Source organism: Azospirillum himalayense, from assembly GCF_042657465.1.
GTDB classification, from domain to species: Bacteria; Pseudomonadota; Alphaproteobacteria; order Azospirillales; family Azospirillaceae; genus Azospirillum; species Azospirillum himalayense.
Window position 1 is genome coordinate 126,676 of record NZ_JBHSLC010000049.1, and the last position, 22,797, is coordinate 149,472.

A 22,797-nucleotide genomic window follows, 5' to 3' on the forward strand; every position below is an offset into this window, starting at 1 on the left:
CGATGGTCCTACTTGCCGGCCTTGAAGCCGTAATCGGGCTGGTCGGGGAACCCGGCGACCTCGGTGTTCTGCAATTTGCCGTCCTTGCGCTCGGTCACGCGCAGGTAGATGGTCTGGGTGACGTGGCGGGACTCGGGGTCGATCCGCACCGGCCCGCGCGGGCTGTCCCAGGCCATGCCCTTGACCGCCTCCACCGCCTTCGCCCCGTCGCTCTTGCCGCCCGTCGCCTCGACCATGCGGTAGATGACGTGCGCGCCGTCATAGGCGCCGACCGAGGTGAAGGTGACGATGTCGGACGAGCCGAACAGCTCCTTGTGCTTGGCGAGGAACTGGCGGTTCAGGTCGGAATCGTGGGCCTGGCTGTAGTTGAAGGTCGTGGTGATGCCGACCGCCGCGTCGCCGAGCACCGGCAGGTCCGGCTCCTGCGTAATGTCGCCGGGGCCGAAGAACCTGATTCCCGCGGCCTTCAGGCCGGTGTCGCTGAAGGCCCGGGCGAAGCCCAGCGTCGTCGGGCCGGCGGGCAGGAAGGCGTAGATCGCCTCCGCCCCGGAATCCTTGATGCGCTGCATGAAGGGGGCGAAGTCGGTGGACTTCAGCGGCATGCGGATGCTGTCGACCACCTTGCCGCCGGACTTCTCGAATGTCTGCTTGAAGGCGGTCTCGCCGTCGATGCCGGGGCCGTAATCGCTGACCGCGGTGGCCACCTTGCGGATGCCCTGCTTGGCGACATGCTCGGCCAGCGGCACGGTGTTCTGCCACAGGGTGAAGGAGGTGCGGACGTAGCGCGGCGATTTCTCGGTGATGGCCGAGGTCGCGGCGTTGAAGATCACGCAGGGGATGTTCGCCTCGTCGATCAGCGGGGCGACCGCCAGAGCGTCCGGCGTGAAGAAGAAGCCGGCGAGGTAGCCGACCTTCTCCTTGACCACCAGTTCCTGGGCCAGCGCCTTGCTCTGCGCCGGGTTGGCCTGATCGAGGTCCTTGTAGACGAACTCCACCCTGTTGCCGGCGACCGTCTTGCCATGCTGGGCCTGATAGACCTCGATGGCCTGCTTGAAGGTCTGGCCGACCGTGGCGAAGGGGCCGGAGAACGGCGCGATCACCCCGACCTTGATCGTGTCGGCCCAGGCCGAACCAGCGCCGCCACTAACCGCGAGGGCGCAGACGAAAACCGTGCCCAGCAGGGCCTTGCGAAATGTTCCGGACATGTTTCCTCCTCGTTTTGAAAGCCCCCGTGCTTTTTCGTCGTTGATTGGGGGGCGTTGCTTTGGGGGCGTCTTGGCGTTCGCCGGGGCCGGACTCGCAGGCCGCCGATACCGTCACCACAGCAGGGATATCAGTGATCGCAGCGCTGCGCTCATTCGTTGGGCGAAAGCCCCATTCGTTTTTTGAATAACGTCCGGGGCGCTATTGCAATGCAGCATGGGCATCTGAACCGAAGATTGGCGGTGCCAGACCGCAAATCCTATGGTCAGGCTATAGTAAAACTCAATGCCCCAGGGCCTCGACGGCCCGGCCCGTGCCGCTCGACCGGTCCTCGGGATGGATGAACTGCTTGACCAGCAGGGCCAGGGCGGCGACCAGACCCGGAACGGCGACGATGGCGAAGATGCTGGTGAAGTCGAGCTGCTGGCGCGCCAGTTCGGCCACCAGGAACGAGCCGCCGATCCCGCCGAAGCGGCCCAGCCCCAGCATCCAGGCCACGCCGGTAGCCCGGCCGTGGGTCGGGTAGAAGCTGGCGGCCAGCGCCGGCAGCGAGGTCTGGGCGGTGTTCATGATGGTGCCCGCCGCGAAGACCGTGACCACCAGCAGCCCGACGTTCCCGGCCACCTGCCCGATGGCGTAGACGGCGCCGTAGGTCAGCACGAAGCCGAAGGCGATGATTTTGTTGGCGTTGAAGCGGTCCATCAGCCAGCCCGACAGGATGGCCCCGATGCCGCCCAGCGGGAACAGCGCGGCGATCAGCGCGGCGTCGCGCGGCGCCAACCCGGCATCCTTGAACAGGATCGGCATCCAGTTGATGAGCGCGTAGAAGATCACCAGCCCCATGAAATAGGCGACCCACAGCATCACCGAGCCGACCAGATAGCCGCGGGACAGCACGACCGCGATGCCGTTCCGCGTCTTGGTGGCCGGGGCCTTCTCGGTCATCACGAAGTTGGCCGCCCCGGCCGCCGTTTCGGAAATGCGGCGCAGCACGGCGCGGATGCGCTCCACCGGGTGGTTGTGGGCGACCATGTAGCGGACCGATTCCGGCAGCAGGACCAGCAGCGCCGCGGCCAGGACCAGCGGCGCGATCCCGCCCAGCACCAGCACGCTGCGCCAGCCCCACAGCGGGATCATCCAGGCGGCGAGGAAGCCGCCGAAGGCCGCGCCGAGCGGAAAGCCGCAGAACATGGCGTTGGTGACCATGGCGCGCCGCCCCTCGGGGCAATATTCGCTCATCAGCGTGACGGCGTTGGGCATCGCCGCCCCCAGCCCGAGGCCGGTGACGAAGCGCAGAATGACGAGCTGGTCCAGGTTGGCCGAGAAGGCGGAAGTCAGGCAGGCGGCGCCGATGACCAGCACCGAGCCGATCAGGATCGCCTTGCGGCCGAAGCGGTCGGCCAGGGGGCCTGCGGACAGGGCGCCGAAGGCCAGCCCGAACAGCGCCGCGCTCAGCACCGGCGCCAGCGCCGGCCGCGCGATGCCCCATTCCGTCGTCAGCGACGGGGCGATGTAGCCGATGGCCGCCGTGTCGAAACCGTCCAGAAGGACGATGAAGAAGCACAGCGCGAACACCAGCCATTGGTATCGCGAAAAGGGGTGCTCGTTGAGAAAGGCTTGGACGTCGACGCTGCGCGCGGTTGGCATGGGTTTCCTCCTCGGGGGGGACTCGTCACGGGGCGTTTCTTGTTTTGCGTCCCGTCGTCTTGGTTTTGGGAATTGCGGCCTCGCGCGTTCCCCGATCAGGCGTTCAGCGATTTCTCCAGACGGTCGAGCGTCCGCATGGCCGGCAGGCACTGGGCCACGCTGGCGTTGGGCTCGCGCCCGTCGCGGATGGCGGCGAAGAACTCGCGGTCGATCAGCTCGATGCCGTTGGTCGACACGGTGAGGCCGCTGAGGTCGATCTTGTTGTCCTTGCCGTCGTACAGATCGTCGTAGCGGGCGATGTAGGTGCCGTTGTCGCAGATGTAGCGGAAGAAGGTGCCCAGCGGCCCGTCGTTGTTGAAGGACAGCGACAGGGTGCAGATCGCCCCGGACGGCACCTTCATGCCGATGCTCATGTCCATGGCGATGCCCAGCTGCGGGTGAGTCGGCCCCTGCAAGGCGTGCACCTGGCTGGCGACCTCGCCGGTCTGGTACTGGAACAGGTCCACCGTGTGGCAGGCGTGGTGCCACAGCAGATGGTCGGTCCAGGTGCGCGGCTTGCCCAGCGCGTTCATGTTGGAGCGGCGGAAGAAGTAGGTCTGCACGTCCATCTGCTGGATCGTCAGCTCGCCGGCCTGGACCCGGTTGCGGATCCACTGGTGGCTGGGGTTGAAGCGCCGCGTGTGCCCGGCCATGGCGACCAGCCCGCTGGCCCGCTGCGCCGCGACCAGCCGCTCCGCGTCGGCCAGACTGTCGGCCATGGGGATTTCCACCAGCACATGCTTGCCGGCCTCCAGGCACTGGATCGCCTGCGCGGCGTGCACCGGCGTCGGGGTGGCGAGGATCACCGCCTCCACGTCGCTCCGCTCCAGGCTCTCGGCCAGATCCTTGGTCCAATGCGGAATGCCGCGCGCCTTGGCGAAGCCTTCGATGTCGTCCGGCTCGCCGCCAACCACCGACACCACCTCGATGCCGTCGATGGCGGCGACCGCCTCCAGATGCTTCACGCCGAAGGCGCCCGCGGCCCCCGCCACACAAATCCTCATCGCGTCCTCTCCCGAAATCCCTTGTCCGGGCCGGGGAGCCTCCCGCAACGGCGGGTCCGGCTCCTCGCCCCTTAATCCCTCATGATCGAATGGGTATCATCCCGCCCGGCGCCGAGGAAATTCGTTCGTCGAAGAGCCCATTTGTTTTTTGAATAGCGGAGAGGCCGACCAGCGTAGAGGAAGCCCCATCGAGGCGGCTGCAAGACAGCCCTTTCCTTACCCGGCAGCGCGCCTTTCAGCACAGCCCCGTATGTTGCATCCCCATGATTCGACATGAGATTACGCTTGGCGCGACATCTTCGCATCGACGCCGGAGGCTTCCTTCCGCCGCCCCTTCCCTGGCGAGGCCCAACAAAAAGACGGGCCTATAGCAAAACCAAATGATCCTGACGGGAGTTCGAAATAGGATTTGCCACCGGACCGGCGGATGATGGGCCATCGGAATGGGACTGCCCACAACAAGGTTGCCCACCACCAGACTGCCCATGCGGGGGAGCGGACATTCATGGCACAGAACAAAAGAGCGCTGGTTCTCAGCGCCCACTCGGCGGACTTCGTGTGGCGCGCCGGCGGCGCCATCGCGCTGCATCAGAAGAAGGGTTACGAGGTCACCATCGTCTGCCTGTCCTACGGCGAGCGCGGCGAGTCCGCCAAGCTGTGGAAGCAGGACGGCTGCACGCTGGAGCATGTGAAGACGGAGCGCCGCAAGGAGGCCGAGGCCGCCGCCAAGGCGCTGAACGCCCACGACATCCAGTTCTTCGACCTCGGCGACTACCCGCTGGAGATCGACCGCGAGGCCAAGTTCCGTCTGGTCGACGTGATCCGCAAGGTGCAGCCGGCCTTCCTGATGAGCCACTCGCACTACGACCCCTACAACACCGACCATTCCTACGCGACCAAGGTCCTGATGGAATGCCGGATGATCGCCCAGGCCTGGGGCCACAATCCGGGTCAGAAGGTGCTCGGCGCGCCGCAGCTCTACCTGTTCGAGCCGCACCAGACCGAGCAGATGGGCTGGAAGCCGGACGTCTTCCTCGACATCACCGAGGTGTGGGACAACAAGCGCGCCGCCATCGAATGCATGGCCGGGCAGGAGCATCTCTGGGATTATTACACCAACCTGGCGCAGAACCGCGGCAACCACTTCCGCCGCAACTCCGGCGGGCAGGCCGGCGGGCGCAACGCCCGCTACGCCGAGGGTTTCCAGTCGGTCTATCCCCGCACCGTGGATGAGCTGTGATGAACGTCGTCGTCCAAACCATCGAGCGGGCCGACCCGGCGGTGATCGCCGGACTGGCCGACTGCGGCGTCGCCACCGTGCACGAGGCGCAGGGCCGCAAGGGCCTGCTGGCCTCCGCCCTGCGCCCGATCTATCCGGGCGCCCAGCTCGCCGCCTCGGCGGTGACCGTGCTGGCCCCGCCGGCCGACAACTGGATGCTTCACGTCGCCATCGAGCAGGTGACGCCCGGCGACATCCTGGTGCTCGCCACCACCTCGCCGTCCGACGCCGGCTATTTCGGCGACCTGCTGGCGACCTCGGCCCAGGCGCGGGGCTGCGCCGGCTTGGTCATCGACGCCGGGGTGCGCGACGTCCGGACGCTGACCGACATGGGCTTCCCGGTCTGGTCCCGCGCGGTCTGCGCCCAGGGCACGGTGAAGGAGACGCTGGGCTCGGTCAACGTGCCGGTGGTCTGCGCGGGCGCGCTGGTCAATCCCGGCGACGTGATCGTCGCCGACGACGACGGCGTCTGCGTGGTCCGCCGCGAGGAGGCCGCCGACGTGCTGGCGAAGGCGCAGGACCGGCTGGCCAAGGAGGAGGAGAAGCGGGCGCGGCTCGCCGCCGGTGAACTCGGCCTCGACCTCTACGGCATGCGCGGGCCGCTCGCGGCGAAGGGGCTGCGCTATGTCTGACGGCGTGCGCTGCCTGTGGATGCGCGGCGGGACCTCCAAGGGCGGGTATTTCCTGGCCGACGACCTGCCGCCCGGCACGGCGGCGCGCGACGCCTTCCTGCTGCGGGTGATGGGCTCGCCCGACCCGCGCCAGATCGACGGGATGGGCGGCGCCGACCCGCTGACCTCCAAGGTGGCGGTGGTGCGCCGGTCGGAACGGCCGGGCGTCGACGTCGACTATCTGTTCCTCCAGGTGTTCGTGGACAAGGCCATCGTCACCGACGCCCAGAACTGCGGCAACATCCTGGCCGGCGTTGGCCCCTTCGCCATCGAGCGCGGCCTCGTCCCCGCCCGCGATGGCGTGACGCCGGTGACCATCCACATGGAGAACACCGGGCAGGTGGCGGTGGCGAGCGTGCCGACGCCGGGCGGGGCGGTCACCTACCGGGGCGAGGCGCGCATCGACGGCGTGCCCGGCACGGCGGCGGCGATCCCCATCGAGTTCCGCGACACCGCCGGTTCCTCCTGCGGGGCGCTGCTGCCGACGGGCAACGTCGTGGACGTCATCGACGGGGTTCCGGTCACCTGCATCGACAACGGCATGCCGGTGGTGGTGCTGCGCGCCGCCGACCTCGGGGTGCGCGGTGACGAGACGCGGGAGGAATTGGACGCCGACGCGGCGCTGAAGGCGCGGCTGGAATCGATCCGGCTGCAGGCCGGGCCGCGGATGAACCTGGGCGACGTGACGGACAAGTCGGTGCCGAAGATGACCCTGGTCAGCGCGCCGGCCAACGGCGGGGCGGTGTCCACCCGGACCTTCATCCCGCACCGCTGCCACGCCTCCATCGGCGTGCTCGGCGCGGTCAGCGTCGCCACCGCCTGCGCGCTGGAGTGCTCCCCCGCCGCGTCGCTCGCCGTGGTCCCCGACGGCGCCACCCGGACGCTGAGCGTCGAGCACCCGACCGGCGAGATGACCGTGGTCCTCGACCTCGACGGGTCCGGAACGGTGACCCGCGCCGCCCTGCTGCGCACCGCCCGCAAGCTGTTCGACGGCACCGTCTACGCCGACTGATCTTTTTCCCCGAAGGGAGCCTTCCATGGACGCCGACTACCGTCCCTTCCACCCGAACCCGAGCAAGCCGGCCTACACGCCGCCGCCCGGCGCGGTGGACGCCCACTGCCACGTCTTCGGTCCGGCCGACCGCTTCCCCTACGCGCCGGAGCGCAAATACACCCCCTGCGACGCGCCGAAGGAAAAGCTGTTCGCCCTGCGCGACGATCTGGGCTTCGCGCGCAACGTCATCGTCCAGGCGACCTGCCACGGCAAGGACAACCGGGCGCTGGTCGACGCGCTGAGGGCCTCCAACGGTCTGGCGCGCGGCGTCGCCTCGGTCGGCCCCGCGATCACCGAGGACGAGCTGGCCGAGCTGCACGAGGCCGGGGTACGCGGCGTGCGCTTCAACTTCGTCAAGCGTCTGGTGGACGCCACGCCCAAGGCGGTCTTCCTCGGCATCGCCGACAAGATCGCAAAATTCGGCTGGCACATCGTGGTCTATTTCGAGGCTCCGGACCTGGACGACCTGACGCCCTTCCTGCGCGAGCTGCCGACCACCATCGTCGTGGACCATATGGGCCGCCCGGACATCGCCAAGGGCGTGGACCACCCGCAATTCCAGAAATTCGTCGCCCTGATGGCCGAGAACCCGAAGGTCTGGAGCAAGGTGAGCTGCCCCGAGCGGCTGAGCGTCCAGGGTCCGCCGGCCTACGACGACGTGGTGCCCTTCGCCCGCCTGCTGGTCGACCGCTTCACCGACCGCGTGCTGTGGGGCACCGACTGGCCGCACCCGAACATGACCTCGCACATGCCCGACGACGGGCATCTGGTCGACGTCATCCCCCGCATCGCCACCGACGAGGCCAAGCAAAAGGCGCTTCTCGTCGACAACCCGATGCGGCTTTACTGGTCCGAATAAGCCCAAAAACGAGCGACAGAAACGAAAAGGAGGAAACACCCGTGACCGCATCCCACGAGCCGATCCCCGGCACCACCATCTTCGACGGCCGGATGGCCATGAAGGGCTATCCGCTGAACAAGATGTGCTACTCGTTCAACGAGGCGGCGGCCCGGCAGGAGTTCCTGGCCGATGAGGACGCCTACTGCGCCAAGTTCGGCCTGACCGACGAGCAGAAGACGGCCGTCCGGGAGCGCAACGCGCTGGCCCTGCTCGCGGCCGGCGGCAACATCTACTACCTCGCCAAGTTCATCGGCATGCTCGGCCTGAACGTCCAGGACATCGGCGCGCAGCAGACCGGCATGACGGTCGAGGAATTCAAGGCGAAGCTCAAGGCGGCGGGGAACTGAGACCATGGCCAAGATCGTCGGTGGCGTCACCACCTCCCACATTCCCGCGATCGGCAACGCCATCGCCAACGAACTCTTCGAGGACCCCTACTGGAAGCCGTTCTTCGACGGCTATCCTAAGGCGCGCGACTGGCTGGCCGAGGTCAAGCCGGACGTGGCGATCGTGGTCTACAACGACCACGGCCTGAACTTCTTCCTCGACAAGATGCCGACCTTCTCCATCGGCGCGGCCCCCGAGTACCAGAACAAGGACGAGGGCTGGGGCCTGAAGCCGCTGCCGCCCTACCCCGGCGACCCGGAGCTGTCCTGGCACATCATCGAATCGCTGGTGAACGATGAGTTCGACATCTGCTCCTGCCAGGAGATGGCGGTGGACCACGGCTTCACCGTGCCGATGGCCCTGCTGTGGCCCGACCAGACCCAGCGTCCCGTCCGCACCATCCCGGTGGCCGTCAACACGGTGCAGCACCCGCTGCCGACCCCGGCGCGCTGCCTGAAGCTGGGCGAGGCCATCGGCCGTGCGGTGGCGTCCTACCCCAAGGACCTGAAGGTGGTCGTGCTGGGCACCGGCGGCCTGTCGCACCAGCTCGACGGCGAGCGGGCGGGCTTCATCAACAAGGACTTCGACCTGATGTGCCTTGAGAAGATCGTCGACGAGCCGGAGGCGCTGGCGAAATACTCCATCCACGATCTGGTCCGGCTGGCCGGCGCCCAGGGGGCGGAGCTGATCCTCTGGCTGATCATGCGCGGCGCGCTGGGCCGGAAGGTCTCGAAGGTCCACAGCAACTACCACATCCCGATCTCCAACACCGGGGCCGGCCTGCTGGTCCTGGAAAGCGCGGCCTGATCGGGCCTCCCGTTGGTCCCCGTCCGCCGATGCGTTCCCCGGCGGACGGGGATCATGCAGAACAGGCCGGTGCAGCGGGCGCTGCATCGGCCTGTTTCTTTGCGTCACGATCCAACGATCACCGCGTCAGCGACGCCAACGGGAAGGTTTCGTCGGCGGCCTGTTCGGGCGTCAGAGCGGCCTTGCGGTCCAGCAGCTTGCGGCCGGCCATGTGGTCCGCCGGGCGGTTGACGGAGTCGATGGCGACCAGGGCGCCCTCACGGAAATAGAAGGCCGAGAAGCGGCGATCCTCCGGCGCGCCGCGCAGCACCATCCGGTCGTGATCGGCGGACAGGCCGACGATCTGCAGCTTCACGTCATACTGATCGGACCAGAACCAGGGCGCCGCCGTGAAGGGCCGCTCCCGCCCCAGCAGCGCGGCGGCGGCCGACTTGCCCTGCTCGACGGCGTTCTGCACCGACTCCAGCCGCAGCAGCGTCCCCGCGCCGGTGCGCCGGATCGTGCAGTCGCCGACGGCGACGATGGCCGGATCGTCGGTGCGGGCGCCGTCGTCCACCAGGATGCCACCGTCGCACGCCAATCCGCAGGCTTCGGCCAGCGCCGTGTCGGGGACGATTCCGACGCCGACCACCACCAGATCCGCCGGGTGGGAGCGCCCGTCGGCGGTGCGCACGGCGGTGACGCGACCGCCCTGCCCGTCCAGCCCGACGACCTTGGCCCCCAGCTCGACCATCACGCCCTGCCCGCGGTGCAGGTCGGCGTAGAAGGCCGCCAGGAACGGCGTCGCCGAGCGGGCGAGCAGCCGGTCGGCTGCCTCCAGGATGGTCACCTCAAGGCCGCGCTTGCGCGCCGCCGCCGCGACCTCCAGCCCGATGTAGCCGCCGCCGATCACCACCACCCGCGCCGCCCGGTCGAGCGCCGCGCGTATCCGCCGCGCGTCGTCCAGCGACCGCAGGCCGAGCACACCGTCCAGGTCATCGCCGGGGATCGGCAGGCGGCGCACCCGCGCGCCGGTGGCGAGCGCCAGCCCGCAATAGCCCAGGCGGCGCCCGTCCTCCAGGCGGACTTGGCGGGCGGAGCGGTTGATGGCGGCGACGCGCGTTCCGGTGAGCAGGGCGATGCTCTGCCGCTCGAAGAACTCGGCGCCGCGGATGGCAAGCTGCGCCTCCTCCATCGTGCCGGCGAGAATCGCCTTGGACAGCGGCGGCCGGTGATAGGGGGTCGCGGCCTCCTCGCCGATCAGCGTGATCGGGCCGTCATAGCCCTCGGCGCGCAGGGATTCGGCGACCTGCAAGCCGCCCTGCCCCGCCCCGACGATGACCATTCCCACTTCGACCATTCCCGCTTCCGCTTGCGCCGTGCCGCCCATCAGCTCTGGGCCTCCGGCAGGCGCACCACGAGGCCGTCCAGCGCGTCGCTCACCCGGATCTGGCAGGCCAAGCGGCTGTTGCCCTGCCGCTCCGACGCCGTGCAGCCGAGCATCTCCTCCTCCGTCTCGCTGGGTGGCGGCAGGGAGTCGATGAGCGCCTCGTCCACGTAGCAGTGGCAGGTCGCGCAGGCGCAGGAGCCTCCGCACTCGCCCTCGATGCCGGCGACGCCGCTTTGCACCGCGCCCTGCATCAGGGTCCAGCCCGTCGGGATGTCCACGACCTGCTCCAGGCCGTCGTGCTCGATGAAGGTGACCTTCGCCATGACCGAAACTTCCTTTGGAAAACCGTGTTCTGCGAAAACTGTGTTCTGCGTCCTGGCGCGGCCGGAGCCTCCCCCGGCCGCGCCGTCGCCCCCGCGATTAGCCGACCGCCAGTTCGAGGCGGGTCGGGCTGCGGAAGGTGGTGGAGGGCATCCAGGGAAGCTGGTCCTGCACCCGGACGAACTCCGGCACGCGCTTCAGGAACTCCTCGCAGGCGACGCGGGCGGCCAGACGGGCGAAGGCGGTGCCGAGGCAGGCGTGGACGCCGCCGCCGAAGCCCAGATGGCCCTTCGGCTTGCGGTCGATGTCGTAGAGGTGGGCGTTGGCGAAGCGCCGCTCGTCGCGGTTCCCCGATCCGTAGGCGAGGCAGACGAAATCGCCGGCGCGCATCGTCTGGCCGTGCAGCGCGACGTCCTTCTGCAGGCAGCGGCGGAAGCGCTGGGCCGAGGTGTTGAAGCGCAGCGATTCCTCGATGGCATCGGGGATCAGCGCCGGGTTGGCGGCGAGCCGGCGGCGCGCGTCGGCGTGGTCGGCGAGGTTCAGGGCGAACATCGCGAGGAAGCCCGACAGGGATTCGATGCCGGCCATGATCAGCGTGGTGATGGTCATCTGCACCTCGCGGTCGGCCAGCTTCTCGCTGGCGACCTCGGCCTGGATCAGGGCGGTGATCAGGTCGTCGCCGGGCTCGCGCTTGCGCAGCTCCACCAGCTCCTTGGCGTATTCGCTCATCCACTGGAAGGCGGCGAGATGCTCCGGCCCCTTCTGCCGGGTGCGGGGATCGGACTGCACCATCAGCACGGCCTTGTCGCGCACCATCCGCTCGTTCTCGCGCGGCAGGTTGAACAGGCCGAACAGCACGTCCACCGTGACCTTGCTGGAGACGTCGCCGACGAAGTCGAAGGTCTTTTCCCCCTGCACGGCGTCGAGCGCCCGGTTGGCCGAGGCGCGCACCGGCTCGGTCAGCCCCTCCACCGCCTTCTTGGTGAAGGCGAACTGGACGATGCTGCGCAGGCGGTCGTGGCGGGGCGGATCGGTGGTGCCCAGTGTGTTGCCGGCGCGGTTGGGCATCTCGTCCATCAGGTTGCCCTTGGCCGAAGAATAGGTTTCCCAGTCGTTCAGCGCGGTGACGATGTCGTCGTAACGCGATAGCACCCACATGTTGGCTTCCTCGCTCCAGAAGCAGGGATGCTCGTCGCGCAAGGTCTTGTAGAAAGGAAACGGGTCGGCATCGACGGCCGGGGAGTAGGGATCGAAACGAAACATCGGGCGCAGTCCTCCGACACCCGCGGCGGCGGGCGGTCAATTGGCGGTTTTTGGTTTGGATTGACGCGAACCGTTCTGGTCGCGAACAATTGCATCCTAGACGGATTTGCCTTCGTGGCGGAATGGACGAAGCGGAAGGAAAATTGTACTTTTCCGACAAACGAAGGCGCGGGGGAGGACGGTATGGAGCAGCCTGCGGAAGGGACGGCGCCGACACAGTCCGGCGCGGTGCCGCTGTTCGCCCTCTACGGCGAGGAGGCCCGGCTTACCGACGCCGAATTCATCCACATCGAGGACATCGAGAGCCGCAGCCGCCTCTATGATTGGGGCATCGGCTCCCACACCCACCGCGGGCTGTTCCAACTGGTGGCCGTGCTCGACGGCGGGGCGCGCGTGCAGATCGACGACCGGGTGGCGGAGGTGGCGGCGCCCTGCGTGATCGTCGTTCCCCCGGCGGTGGTGCATTCCTTCCAGTTCCGGCCGGGCAGCCACGGCTATGTGCTGACGGTGGCCGAAGTGATGCTGTTCGACGGGGCCAGCGCGCAGAGCCGCCCCCTGTTCGAGGCGCTGTTCCTGCGTCCCTGCCTGATCGATTTCACCGACGCCCCGGCGGCGGCGGAGCGCGTCGCCGCGCTGCTCGATCAATTGATGACGGAGTTCCGCTGGCCGCAGCTCGGCCGGTCGGCGATGTGCGAGTGGCTGCTGCGCGGCGTCCTGCTGCTGCTGGAACGCCAGCGCGCGGCGGCGGCCGGCGCCGACCCGGCGGAGCGCGTCCGTACCGAGCTGTTCGCCCGCTTCCGCGCGCTGGTCGAGGACCATTTCACCGAGCATTGGACGATCCCGCGCTACGCGGACGCGCTGGGGATCACGGAATCGCGGCTGAACCGCCTGTGCCGGCATCTCGCCGGCCGCTCCGCCTTCGAGGTGGTGCAGGACCGTCTGCTGCTCGAAGCGAAGCGCCGTCTGGTCTACATCGCCGCACCGGTGGCGATGATCGCCTATGAGTTGGGCTTCCAGGACCCCGGTTACTTCAACCGCGTCTTCAAGAAGCTGACCGGGAAGACGCCGGCCGCCTTCCGGCGCGATGCGCGGGCCGGGTAGTACAGGCTGTTTCTCACCGCTCGACCGGGTCGAGCCGCGTCAGAATGGCGTCGGCGAGCGCCCGGTAATCGCTCTCGCCGATGGCGCGGGCGTCCAGTTTGAGGTCGCCGACGCGCTGCTGCCAGTCGACGGCGGCGCGGGCCATGCCGCCGGCCAAACCCAGCTCATCGACGGTGCGCGCGACCTCGCGCATCTCGGCGGCGCGGCGGACGCCGTGGGTCATGACGCGCTCCTGCATGTAGGCGGCGCGCTCCTTGAAGCCGAAACCGGGATAGGTGACGTCCAGGGACTCCAGCACCACCTCGTCCACCCCCGCCTTGCGCCCGGCCAGAACGCATTCGAGGAACAGCGCCTCCAGCCCCTTCATCATGACGCTGCGGATCATCTTGATCGAGGAGGCGGTGCCGACCGGTCCCGCCGCCTCTTTGGCGTTCATCTCCAGGGCCGACAGGGCGGCCAGGGCCTCGGCGGCGTGCGGGCCGGCGACCAGCAGCGGCGTCTTGTGGAGCTTCGGATGGACCGGCGCCATCACCGCCAGATCGACGTAGCGCCCGCCCGCCGCCTCGACCGCCTGCGCCGACTCCCGCTTGGTGCCGGGCGCGCAGGAGTTGCCGTCGAAGAACAGCGCGCCGGGCGCGAGATGAGCGGCGGCGTTGCGGGCGGCGGCCTGCGCCTGATCGGCGGTGACCAGCGAGAAGACCAGCGCGGCCCCGGCCAGGGCATCCTCCACCCGCTCGGCGCCGGTCACCCCGGCCGTCACGTAGTCGGCCCATTTGCGGGCGCGCACCACCCCGTCGGCGGACCCGGTCTTGACGTCGAAGGCGGCGACCATGTCGGCCAGCCAGGCGCCTCGCCAGCCGGAGCAGAAGGCCGACGCCGCCTCCCCGAATCCGATGAAGGCCACCTTGGCCGTCCGCCGATCCTGCACCGTCATCGCCGCCTCCGTCCGTGCGCCGGGAGTCCACCTCCCCTCGACTGGGCATGGCTAACACGCCGACACACCACCGACCTCATTCAATGACGGACCATCCTATCCAATTTTTGAATAGCGTCTCGACGGTGTTTTGAATGGCCGCTCATGGACGGGGAACCGGTGAGACGGCCTGCGTCCCGGCCGTGCGCAGCAGGTCGAGGAAATGCGCCTGCGTCGCGGTCGGGCGCCACCCCCGGCGCACGGTGAGGCCGATGGTCCGCTCGGTGTTGGCCAGCTCCACGGGCAGGATGACCAGCAGGCCCAACTCATGCTCATGCCGGATCTGGTGCGCCGAGATCAGGGTCAACCGGTCGCTGCCCAGCAGCAGGCCGCGCACCAGAATCTGGGAACTGGTCTCGACCAGCCCGCGCGGCGGGGCGTCGGCGAACAGCGTCTCGAACCGGTCGCGCGTCGGCGTGCCGCGGCGCGGGACCACCCATTGGCACCCCGCCAGCTCCTCCAGCGTCAGCTTGGGCCGGCGGGACAGCGGGTGGAAGGCGCGCGCGACCACGACCAGCGGGTCCTCGAACAAGGGTTCCTGAACGACGTCGTCGATGGGCAGCGGGTCGCGCAGCGCGCCGATCAGCACGTCGATCTCGCCGTGGCGCAACCCATGCAGCAGGTCGTCGTAGGGGCCGTCGAGAACGTCGAACTGGACGTCCGGACGCTCGCGCACCAGCGCGTTGACGGCGGTCGGCAGGATGAAGGGCCGCGACAGCGGCATGCTGCCGACGACGATGCGGGCGGTGTCGCCGCCCAGCCCCTCGCCGACCTCCGCGAATCCCTGCTCCAGCTCCGTGATCGCCAGTTTCACATGCTGGACCAGCGCCTTGGCGGCGGGGGTCAACGCGATGCCGGCGGCGGTCCGCGCGAACAGCGGCATGCCCGCCAGCCGTTCCAGATCGCGGGCGGCGCGGTGCAATGTCGGTTGCGAAATGCCGACGGTGCGCGCGGCGAGGCTGAAATTGCCGGCGTCGGCAACCGCGGCCAGCGCCCGGATCTGCGCCGCGGTCAGCAGCTGGTCGAAATCCGCCACACCGCGCAGGCCGCCCTTGCGCCCGCCGATGCGGACGGCCTCGCGCGTGCCGGTGCGCAGGCGGTCCAGCGCGCGCTCCACGCGGTCGAGGAACAGCACGCCCATGGCGGACACCGCCATGCCATCCGGCCGCCGCTCGAACAGGGGGGTGCCGACCTCCTCCTCCAGCTTGGCGATGGCCTGGGTGATGGCGGGCTGGGACAGATGCACATGCTCCGCCGCCTGACTGATGCTGCCGCGCCGCGCCACCTCGCGGAACGCCCGCAAATGCCGGATGTTGGGAATGCCATTCATTCGGACCTTCCTGCTCCACAGGATCGCTGCCGGAGCGGCCATAGCAAAACTCAATGGCTCCAGCTTATCGTCGGGGGGACGCCCGGTAAAGCGCCGGACGTTGGCAGCCCGCCGGGTTCTACGCCCTCCCCGCGCTTTGTCCGGAGGGTAAGCGTAGCGGCGTTTCGGGAAGGTCCGCCGGCCCTCATCCCGATCCCGGTCGACGCCATGGCGCAGTTCCAGCATCAGTGCTCCCAGAGCGGCGAGGTGAGGCCGTCAGGAGGCGCATCCGTTCGTCGGGCGGAAGCAGGCGGCGGTGGCTTTGCCAGAGACGCAACTGGCGGTCCAATGGGGTTTCGGCATGCATGGGCGAACGGGATGGGGCGGTTTGAGTCGCGGGCGGGCGGTCTTTAGGAAAGCGGGAACCGTCCATCCGATCCGCAATGCCACATTGGGCAAACCAGCGCGCGACATCCGTCATGACCGGGCGCCATCCCGTCCTTTCAAGACGAAGCGTCGCCCCGCGTCATCGCCTTGCGGCAATGAACCGGCGCGTCGCGGATCTTTTCCGCGTTCGCGAGGCGCCGGACCACCGTGCTCTCGTTGACGCCGAGCTGACGGGCCGCCTGGCTGACGGAATCCGAGCGCGAGACCGCCAGTATGAACCGTAAATCGTCCCAATCGCCTTTCTCCACCGTTCCTTCTCCATCGCTGCCCCGTCTGCTCCCCGCAAACCGCATCGGGCGGCGAACCCGGTGCGATTCATTCCGGCCATGCCCGGCCTGCCAGGGCTTTCCGGATCTCCTCGTCGAGCGCATGTCATCCCCAGCCGGTTCCCGGTCTCCTCGTCCCCGGCATGGCGAAGATCACGTCGAGCCTGATCGTCAGCGCCGGCCCGGTGAGAGAGCCGCGGATCATCTCCAGCTCCTTGGCCCGCGCGCGGCCAGAGCCCCGACCGGGCCAGCATTCGAAACACGACGCCGGCCGCGCGGTAAGGTGATCAAAAAGCTAATCGCCCAGCGCAACGTCCGTCCGGTTGGTCGTGTGAGAGAGCAGGTAGAAGCGGTCATCGCGACAAGGCCGCCCTCACGGCCGAAGTGGGTGTTTTTTATTTACCGCATCGTTTTTGGCACATGTCGATTCATAATCTTGTATTCAAGGGACTTGTTTTGCCAAGACCCACAACCCAGGAGTGACTTTCTGTATCAGAACAAAATTCGGTCGGCATTAAAAGAATTTGTTGGCACAATGCATTATTGGAAATCTCCAGGAATTTCCCACAAACACCGCCACTCAAAGTCCATTTGACAACCTGCTCGGAGGGAGACCCGCCGGAGCAGCAGGCTTGCCACGGCGAGCTGTATCATGCCGCCGGAGACGTCAATCCTGGCTGCCCAGTCGCGAACCAGACGTCTCCAGCGTGTCTTGCATCCGAACGTCCGCTCGACGACCCACCGCCGCGACGCGACCTTGAACCCCGGTTCGATGTCGGTCCGCCGACCCGCGCCGCCACCGGATCTCCGGACATCGTCCCCCACTCACCGGCCGAACGGTTGCTGGTCACCAGCATCGAACCGCGCTCATAGCGGCGCGACACAGTTGGACGAACAGGTGTGCGGCATTGGGCTCGAAGGGCACCGCCGTGCCGATCAGGCGTCACGGCACGCTGTAGCGGTTGGTATCCACGTCCACAAAGCCATCGGTGTGGACTTGCCGGGTCAGCTCACGGATTTGCCGGAACGGAAGGCATCCGGCGGCTCACGCATCCCGTGCCTCCCGCGCCCACTTGTTCCACGTTCGGATAGCCCTCACTACCCCGCCAGCAGCTTGGCCACGGCCATGGCGAGTTGCTGTTGCGTGTACGGCTTGGCGAGCCGCGGCACATCGATGACGGTCCCGTCGGGGAGATCCGCGTAGCCGGTCACCAGCAGCACCGGCAGGTCGGGGCGGATCCTGTGCGCCTCGCACGCGAGTTCAGCCCCCGTCATGTCGGGCATCGCGTAGTCGGTGACGAGCAAGTCGATGTCCTGGTTCCCTCTCAGCACATCGAGCGCCAGCGGGCCGGCGTTCGCCTCGAGAACGGTGTGGCCGAGATCGGTGAGCATGTCGACGGTGCTCATGGCGATCAACGCGTCGTCATCGACAACGAGGATCGTGGCCGAGGCTGCTTCCACGACCGGTTCCACAGTAGGTTCCATGGTCGGCTCCGTGGCTTCGGCCGGCGTGGCGGCCACCGGCAGCCACAGCTCCGCGAGGGTCCCCCGACCGGGCGCGCTGGACAGCCGAAACGCACCGCCGGACTGCACCGCCAATCCGTGCACCATCGAAAGCCCGAGCCCTGTGCCCTTGCCCACGCCCTTGGTCGAGAAGAACGGCTCGACGGCCCGCGCGAGCGTGTCCGCGTCCATGCCCATGCCGCTGTCCTGAACGCTCAGGCGCAGGAAGGAACCGGCTGAAAGCCCGCCCGCTTCGGTTCCGGCCGCTTCGGTGACGTCGACGGTGAGCGTGCCGCCCTCCGGCATGGCGTCGCGGGCGTTGACCGCCAGATTGAGGACCGCCAGTTCGAGTTGGTTGGGATCGACCAGGGCCGGCGGCAGTGCGGCGGGCACCTTCAGGCGAACCACGACGCGCGGGCCCACCGAGCGTTCCAGCAAACTCCTCATGTCGTCCAGAAGGGCACCCAAGGCAACCGGCTGCGTCTGCAGATCCTGCCGTCGGGCGAAGGCGAGAAGCCGCTGGGTCAGCGTCGCCCCGCGCTGCGCCCCCTGCATGGCGCCGCTGATCAGCCGTTTGGCCTTGGGGTCGGTGGCCAAGTGCTTGCGCAGCAGATCGAGGTTGCCGAGCACCGCCATCAGCAGGTTGTTGAAGTCGTGGGCGACACCGCCGGTCAACTGGCCCACCGCCTCCATCTTCTGCGCCTGATGGAGCTGCTCCTCGGCGGAGTGAAGCGCCGCCGTGGCCGCTTCCTCGGCCGTGATGTCGCGGCCGACGCCGTGCAGGTGGCGGCCGTCCGGATCGGGCGAGAGGACCCAGGCGATCCAGCGCCAGGAGCCGTCCGCCGCAAGAATCCGGTACTTGAGTCGCATGGGGCGGCGGCGGTCGCGAATCTCGTCCAGCGCCGCCCGCACCAGCCCGGCATCATCCGGGTGAATGATCTCGCTGTAGGGCCGAGCGAGCAACGCCGCATGCTCATGGCCCAGCAGGCGGGACCAGGACGGGCTGATCCGCAGCAGGCGGCCGTCGTAATCGGCATAGACGAGAAGGTCTTCGCTGAGTTCCCACAAGTGGTCACGCTCGCGGGTGCGCTCGGCGATCCGCTCTTCCAGTGTGGCGTTGAACCGCTTCAGCGCGTCTTCGATCCGCTTGCGCTCGGTGACATCCTTGAACACGATGGCGACACGCCGGTCGGCGGCACCGCCGACCTTGAAGACGTAGAAGTCGAACCAGGCGCGCAACGGCTTCGCGTACAGCTCCGCACGGGTGGCCTTGCCGACGCGCGCGGCGCGGCCGAAGACCTCGTACCAATGGGGCTCGAAGGACGGATCGATCTCCCGAAGCCGCCGTCCGACGACATCCTGCCTCATCAAGCGGGTCGCGGAGGGATTCGCCTCCAGGAATCGGAAGTCGACCGGCCGGCCGGCTTCGTCAAAGAGGACATCGCCGAGCAGAAAGCCCTCGTCCATTGCCTCGAACAGCAGGCGGTATTTGGTCTCGCTCGCGCGGATGGCCGCGGTCCTCTCGACGATCTTCCTCTCAAGCTCTTCGTTGGCATGGGCAAGAGCGGCGTTGGTGACCTCCAGCTCCTCCAAGGCGACCTGCAACTCCTCGGCCGTGCTGGCGTCCCGGAAGTGCCGGTCGCGCACCGTCGTCTCGACCTGACTCAGGAGCGTCCGGGAGATTGCCTCGCGTTGCTCGGCCTCCGCCCGCAAACGGGCCACTTCGCGGTCGCGGTCGATCAGGAGCGCCTGGAGACGGTCGCTCTCCCGGGCCCAGCGCATGGCCTCATCGCGGGCATCCTCGGCCGCGGTGAGCGCCTGTTCCAGCTCATCGTCATACCGGGTGGACGGGCGGGTGGACGGCCGTATGTTCCCCTGCGCGCTTCCCCCGGCGTGCGGATTTCGACTCATGTTTCCTGGCCCCCGGTTTTCCTGGCCCCCGATCCGAACGCTTAGGCTGCCCTCTGCCCGATATGCCCCAAGAATGAAGGGTCCGATGGCAGGCCGGTGCGTCGGCACGTTGCTGTTCCGCATGGTTCCTGGCTTTAACAGTTGATCGATGCGCCTTTCACCATGGCCTTTGATCAGCGTGACGTCGCCGGAGCGTTGCGGTGCGCAGCCTTGCCGAGCGGAGGCCTTCAATCTCCGCCCCGAGGCCGCTCCAAGCGGGGTACGCCATAATCGGCGAGGATGGCGTCGATGGCCGCGCGGTTCCGATCCAGCCCGCCATCGATAAGGCCATGGAATGCCCGGTCAGCGCGTGCGCCGGCGGCGTGTTGGCGAAGTCGCCGATCATCTGCACGCCGATGCGCAGGCTCCGCAGGCGCGGGTCCTCGAAAGAGGTTATGACCGGCCCCCCTTGCGCCTTCGCGACGAACACATAGCCGGAGTGGTAATAGGGGCCGGAGTGGTAATAAGGGGCTGTGGTGACTGAACCGCACCGGGTTTCCTGGACGCCCCATCAACGGTCTCCACAAGACCGAGGTGATCCGCCGCCGCGAGCCATGGCGCGCCCTGGAGACCGTCGAATTCGCCACCTTGGAATGGGTCGACTGGTTCAACCACCGGCGCCTCCTCGAGCCCATCGGCAACATTCCTCCCGCCGAGGCCGAGACGCGCTACCATGCTCAAATCGAGGACGTCGCCATCGCGGCGTGACTCACGCCAAATGACCTCCGGCAAACCCGGGACGGTTCACCGCCGTTGTTCCTCGATGCCGTGGAGTTGAGTGGCGTGTCGCTCGGCCCGGCCTGCGCGGACGTGTCGTTCTGCCGGCACGGCGCGCAGGTTGCGGTTTCCGTACTCAAGCGGACCAGAAACCTCCGGATCATCACCGCTATCTGAAGGGCCCGGCATCTGAAGGGCCGGGCGAACGGTCGACGATCAGCTCTTGACGCTGGTGTTCGGGTTCCGCTTGTCCTCGGGCGTGATCGGCCCCTTGCGGCCCTTCGACCCGCCGTTCCATTCCTGCGCCTGACGGATGTGATCACCGCCGTCCCGGTCGTTCGGCCGGCTCTTGCTGCCGCTGACGGCCTTGCGACGGAGATGGTCGTCGTCTTCGGTCATGGCTGTCTCCTCTCAAAGTCTGTTCAAGATCCGTCTGCGTCTCACACCTCGACCCGGTCGAGCAGGTCGCCAATGGTGACGCCCGGCAGTGTCGTGGCAAGGGCGATCTCTTCGACGCGGCGAAAGCGGCCGTGCGTCTTGCGGTAGTCGATGATGGCGGCGGCCTGCTCTTCGCCGATGCCCGGGATCGACAGCAACTGCTCCTTGCTCGCGCGGTTGAGGTCGACTTTCAACATCCTGTTCATGGTTCCCTCGCAACGCGTCAGCGCGACACCTCCGTCGGCGGCGTCGGCGAGGCCCGGCCGGCATCCTCGTCAAGGACCGTCCCACGGTCGATTTCCACCAGCGTCACCGCGGCTTCCACAATGGCGCTGCGCTCCGCGCGCGGAGGGGTCCACAGGGCGCGCAGTTCCGTGGGAAGCTGCCGGATGACATCGTCGATTTCGCCCGGCGAGACATGGCGGGCGAGCAGCGCGAAGACGCACCGCGTCGCCAGGTCCGGATCGATCTCCTCGTGGCCGGGAGCCCGGTCGCGCACGCCGTCCAGGAATTTCTGGACGGTCCGCACCCGCGTGGGGTTGGCCGCGGGCTTCCAGCTGTTGAAATACAGGCCGCAGACGAGCATCGGCAGCTGTGCCGCGAGCTGTGCCGCCTCATCGACCGTCAGCCGGTCGCGCAGTTCGTGGAGAACGGCCCGCAGGGCCGCATAGGCGGTGTCCTTGCTCGTGGCCTGCATGTCCTCGAGGAGTTCGTTGAGCCAGATGTCCGCTTCCTGGACCGTCCGGTTGATCGCGGCTGGTCTGTCCATTCTTGTCCTCCTTATCGGCTGTCGCGTTCTTTGCGGCTTTGGCGGGCCGAAGCGCTAGTGCGCGTAGGTGCCGACCAGTTCGGCTTCGCCCAGCCGGTGTTTGCCGGCCTCCTTGCGGACCTCGTCGACCGTCGCCTTGGGGCCGAGGCCGAGCGCCTCCACATCCAACGCCATCAGGCGGAAGCGGTAACGGTGCGCGGCGTGCCCGCGGGGGGGATTGGGGCCGTCGTAGTGCGCGTGGCCATAATCGTTGATCCCGTGTCCCAGGCTTTCGGTTTTGGCGCCCTGCGTGGTCCCTTCGGGCAGACGGTCGCGCTCGGCGGCGATGTTGTAGACCGCCCAGTGCAGGAAGGTCGCGCCCGGCGCATCGGGATCTTCGACGATCAGGGCATAGCTGCGGGTGCCGGTGGGGGCATCCGACCATTCCAGCGGCGGCGAGACGTTGTCGCCGTCCGCCGTGTGCCTTGGCGGAATTGTTTGGCCATTCGCGAAGGCCGGGCTGTGCAAGGTGAAAGGCATGCTACCGGTCCCCAGTGTTTTCGCCGCAGTGTTTTCGCCGCGCGATGCGTCTCGTTCCTTCGGCTGATCAGGAACCTCGCTGCGGACAGCCGGCCGTTGCTGGAACTCGGAGGAGGGCTTCACCTCGGCGGAGGCACCCGGTGCCTCACGCAACCATTCTCGCTTCACGCAAACTCCCATCGGATGCTCCCGAACGTGCTTGTGGACTGAGATCCTCCGGCCCGCCGTGGGGCGGTGAGCCGGAGATCCGCGGTCGAGCTTTCCGCCGGTGGAGGGCCTTCAGCGGTGGTGTGCGGATCAAGCTTCGGAGGCGATCGTCACCCTCGACGGCGCGACAGGGGGTTCGAGGAACGCCGAGATTGACGCCGCTGGACGAGGTCGCTGCACACCCGCTCTCCCGCATTCACGCCACGAAGTATCGTGTCGCATCGCCGGTCGGCCATTCGGCGCCTGCCTAAGGGAGATCCCCTACCGAAGGCCTCAGTGATGCAGCACGACAGGCGCCTCCACGAGAGCGGCCAATCCGCGCTGTTCGGATAGCGGGCAGCCGTCGTGCGGCTCAACGTCGATCCGCCCGGCAGCCAGCGCATCGATGAGCAGGGGCGCGCAAATCCGAAAGATCCGCTTCCTGATCGGCATCTTGGCATGCAATGCCGCTGCCGCATCCGGCACGCCACCAGTCGCGAATCGAAACTATTCACTCGGCGCCTACTCTTTTAGGACACTTCGGACGTCTTGGCTCCTCTTGCTATTGGGGTAGGAACTGTTTCAGCGGCGGAAAGTTAATGAAACGACCATCTCTCGCCTCGTGGTCGTCCACCGTACACGAGGGAATTCGCCATGTTCTCAGCGTCATCGTC

22 protein-coding genes and 2 pseudogenes are annotated in these 22,797 nt (G+C 67.8%); 8 read left to right on the forward strand and 16 right to left on the reverse strand.

Annotated features, from left to right (window positions below):
- Window positions 1-8: 8 nt before the first annotated feature.
- The 3 genes from ACFPMG_RS22075 to ACFPMG_RS22085 all read right to left on the reverse strand — a co-directional run bounded on the left by ACFPMG_RS22075 (window position 9) and on the right by ACFPMG_RS22085 (window position 3,893).
- A complete protein-coding gene (locus ACFPMG_RS22075; RefSeq protein ID WP_376997347.1) occupies window positions 9-1,205 on the reverse strand; it encodes an ABC transporter substrate-binding protein in 1,197 nt (398 codons plus the stop codon).
- A 280-nt stretch (window positions 1,206-1,485) separates the two neighbouring features.
- Window positions 1,486-2,850: an MFS transporter gene (locus ACFPMG_RS22080; RefSeq protein WP_376997348.1), complete on the reverse strand. Its 1,365-nt coding sequence runs from the start codon at window positions 2,848-2,850 to the stop codon at window positions 1,486-1,488.
- Between the two features lie 95 nt (window positions 2,851-2,945).
- Window positions 2,946-3,893, reverse strand: a complete 948-nt coding sequence (locus ACFPMG_RS22085; RefSeq protein ID WP_376997349.1) for a Gfo/Idh/MocA family oxidoreductase — start codon at window positions 3,891-3,893, stop codon at window positions 2,946-2,948.
- 505 nt (window positions 3,894-4,398) lie between these two features.
- Here ACFPMG_RS22085 and ACFPMG_RS22090 point away from each other — a divergent pair.
- From ACFPMG_RS22090 to ACFPMG_RS22115, 6 genes are read left to right on the forward strand one after another with little or no spacing between them, the layout of a single operon-like run.
- A complete protein-coding gene (locus tag ACFPMG_RS22090) occupies window positions 4,399-5,133 on the forward strand; it encodes a PIG-L deacetylase family protein (RefSeq protein WP_114857167.1) in 735 nt (244 codons plus the stop codon).
- Window positions 5,133-5,804, forward strand: coding sequence for a 4-carboxy-4-hydroxy-2-oxoadipate aldolase/oxaloacetate decarboxylase (locus tag ACFPMG_RS22095; RefSeq protein ID WP_376997351.1), 672 nt, complete (start codon window positions 5,133-5,135; stop codon window positions 5,802-5,804). The genes ACFPMG_RS22090 and ACFPMG_RS22095 overlap by 1 nt, the downstream gene beginning before the upstream one ends.
- Window positions 5,797-6,855 (forward strand): 4-oxalomesaconate tautomerase, encoded by a 1,059-nt coding sequence (locus tag ACFPMG_RS22100; RefSeq protein ID WP_376997352.1) that lies wholly within the window; start codon window positions 5,797-5,799, stop codon window positions 6,853-6,855. The genes ACFPMG_RS22095 and ACFPMG_RS22100 overlap by 8 nt, the downstream gene beginning before the upstream one ends.
- 25 nt (window positions 6,856-6,880) lie before the next feature.
- The gene (locus tag ACFPMG_RS22105) at window positions 6,881-7,756 is read left to right on the forward strand and encodes an amidohydrolase family protein (protein WP_376997353.1); all 876 of its coding nucleotides are present in this window, start codon (window positions 6,881-6,883) and stop codon (window positions 7,754-7,756) included.
- Between the two features lie 41 nt (window positions 7,757-7,797).
- Window positions 7,798-8,145, forward strand: coding sequence for a protocatechuate 4,5-dioxygenase subunit alpha (locus tag ACFPMG_RS22110; protein WP_376997354.1), 348 nt, complete (start codon window positions 7,798-7,800; stop codon window positions 8,143-8,145).
- A 4-nt stretch (window positions 8,146-8,149) separates the two neighbouring features.
- Window positions 8,150-8,992 (forward strand): class III extradiol dioxygenase family protein, encoded by an 843-nt coding sequence (locus tag ACFPMG_RS22115; RefSeq protein WP_035681315.1) that lies wholly within the window; start codon window positions 8,150-8,152, stop codon window positions 8,990-8,992.
- Between the two features lie 118 nt (window positions 8,993-9,110).
- Here the strand turns inward: ACFPMG_RS22115 and ACFPMG_RS22120 are convergent, their stop codons facing one another.
- The 3 genes from ACFPMG_RS22120 to ACFPMG_RS22130 all read right to left on the reverse strand — a co-directional run bounded on the left by ACFPMG_RS22120 (window position 9,111) and on the right by ACFPMG_RS22130 (window position 11,945).
- Window positions 9,111-10,331 carry an NAD(P)/FAD-dependent oxidoreductase gene (locus ACFPMG_RS22120; protein ID WP_376997355.1) on the reverse strand — a complete coding sequence of 407 codons (1,221 nt, stop codon included), beginning with the start codon at window positions 10,329-10,331 and terminating at the stop codon, window positions 9,111-9,113.
- 29 nt (window positions 10,332-10,360) lie between these two features.
- On the reverse strand, window positions 10,361-10,684 hold the full coding sequence (locus ACFPMG_RS22125) for a 2Fe-2S iron-sulfur cluster-binding protein (RefSeq protein WP_376997357.1): 324 nt from the start codon (window positions 10,682-10,684) through the stop codon (window positions 10,361-10,363).
- A gap of 97 nt (window positions 10,685-10,781) precedes the next feature.
- A complete protein-coding gene (locus ACFPMG_RS22130) occupies window positions 10,782-11,945 on the reverse strand; it encodes a cytochrome P450 (protein WP_376997358.1) in 1,164 nt (387 codons plus the stop codon).
- A gap of 183 nt (window positions 11,946-12,128) precedes the next feature.
- On the opposite strand from ACFPMG_RS22130, the gene ACFPMG_RS22135 reads away from it, so the two are divergent.
- A complete protein-coding gene (locus ACFPMG_RS22135) occupies window positions 12,129-13,046 on the forward strand; it encodes a helix-turn-helix domain-containing protein (protein ID WP_376997359.1) in 918 nt (305 codons plus the stop codon).
- A 13-nt stretch (window positions 13,047-13,059) separates the two neighbouring features.
- On the opposite strand, the gene ACFPMG_RS22140 is transcribed toward ACFPMG_RS22135, so the two are convergent.
- The 6 genes and pseudogenes from ACFPMG_RS22140 to ACFPMG_RS22165 form a co-directional block, all read right to left on the reverse strand.
- Complete coding sequence (locus ACFPMG_RS22140; RefSeq protein WP_376997360.1) at window positions 13,060-13,980, reverse strand: NAD(P)-dependent oxidoreductase; 921 nt, start codon at window positions 13,978-13,980, stop codon at window positions 13,060-13,062.
- A gap of 142 nt (window positions 13,981-14,122) precedes the next feature.
- Window positions 14,123-15,349, reverse strand: coding sequence for a LysR family transcriptional regulator (locus ACFPMG_RS22145; protein WP_376997362.1), 1,227 nt, complete (start codon window positions 15,347-15,349; stop codon window positions 14,123-14,125).
- Window positions 15,350-15,831: 482 nt separating this feature from the next.
- Window positions 15,832-16,023: a LysR family transcriptional regulator gene (locus ACFPMG_RS22150; RefSeq protein ID WP_376997364.1), complete on the reverse strand. Its 192-nt coding sequence runs from the start codon at window positions 16,021-16,023 to the stop codon at window positions 15,832-15,834.
- 633 nt (window positions 16,024-16,656) lie between these two features.
- Window positions 16,657-16,827 (reverse strand): annotated as a pseudogene (locus tag ACFPMG_RS22155) (transposase); the annotation flags it as partial.
- A 157-nt stretch (window positions 16,828-16,984) separates the two neighbouring features.
- Window positions 16,985-17,059: a Mu transposase domain-containing protein gene (locus ACFPMG_RS22160; protein WP_376997481.1), complete on the reverse strand. Its 75-nt coding sequence runs from the start codon at window positions 17,057-17,059 to the stop codon at window positions 16,985-16,987.
- A gap of 80 nt (window positions 17,060-17,139) precedes the next feature.
- Window positions 17,140-19,455, reverse strand: coding sequence for a hybrid sensor histidine kinase/response regulator (locus ACFPMG_RS22165; RefSeq protein ID WP_376997365.1), 2,316 nt, complete (start codon window positions 19,453-19,455; stop codon window positions 17,140-17,142).
- A 549-nt stretch (window positions 19,456-20,004) separates the two neighbouring features.
- On the opposite strand from ACFPMG_RS22165, the pseudogene ACFPMG_RS22170 reads away from it, so the two are divergent.
- A pseudogene (locus ACFPMG_RS22170) lies at window positions 20,005-20,202 on the forward strand (IS3 family transposase); the annotation flags it as partial.
- A 225-nt stretch (window positions 20,203-20,427) separates the two neighbouring features.
- Here ACFPMG_RS22170 and ACFPMG_RS22175 read toward each other — a convergent pair.
- From ACFPMG_RS22175 to ACFPMG_RS22190, 4 genes are read right to left on the reverse strand one after another with little or no spacing between them, the layout of a single operon-like run.
- On the reverse strand, window positions 20,428-20,610 hold the full coding sequence (locus ACFPMG_RS22175) for a hypothetical protein (protein ID WP_014197791.1): 183 nt from the start codon (window positions 20,608-20,610) through the stop codon (window positions 20,428-20,430).
- Between the two features lie 41 nt (window positions 20,611-20,651).
- Window positions 20,652-20,855: a ComEA family DNA-binding protein gene (locus ACFPMG_RS22180; RefSeq protein WP_103041335.1), complete on the reverse strand. Its 204-nt coding sequence runs from the start codon at window positions 20,853-20,855 to the stop codon at window positions 20,652-20,654.
- Between the two features lie 17 nt (window positions 20,856-20,872).
- Complete coding sequence (locus ACFPMG_RS22185) at window positions 20,873-21,418, reverse strand: DUF2267 domain-containing protein (protein WP_376997366.1); 546 nt, start codon at window positions 21,416-21,418, stop codon at window positions 20,873-20,875.
- 54 nt (window positions 21,419-21,472) lie between these two features.
- The gene (locus tag ACFPMG_RS22190) at window positions 21,473-22,117 is read right to left on the reverse strand and encodes a YbhB/YbcL family Raf kinase inhibitor-like protein (RefSeq protein WP_376997368.1); all 645 of its coding nucleotides are present in this window, start codon (window positions 22,115-22,117) and stop codon (window positions 21,473-21,475) included.
- Window positions 22,118-22,797 lie beyond the last annotated feature (680 nt).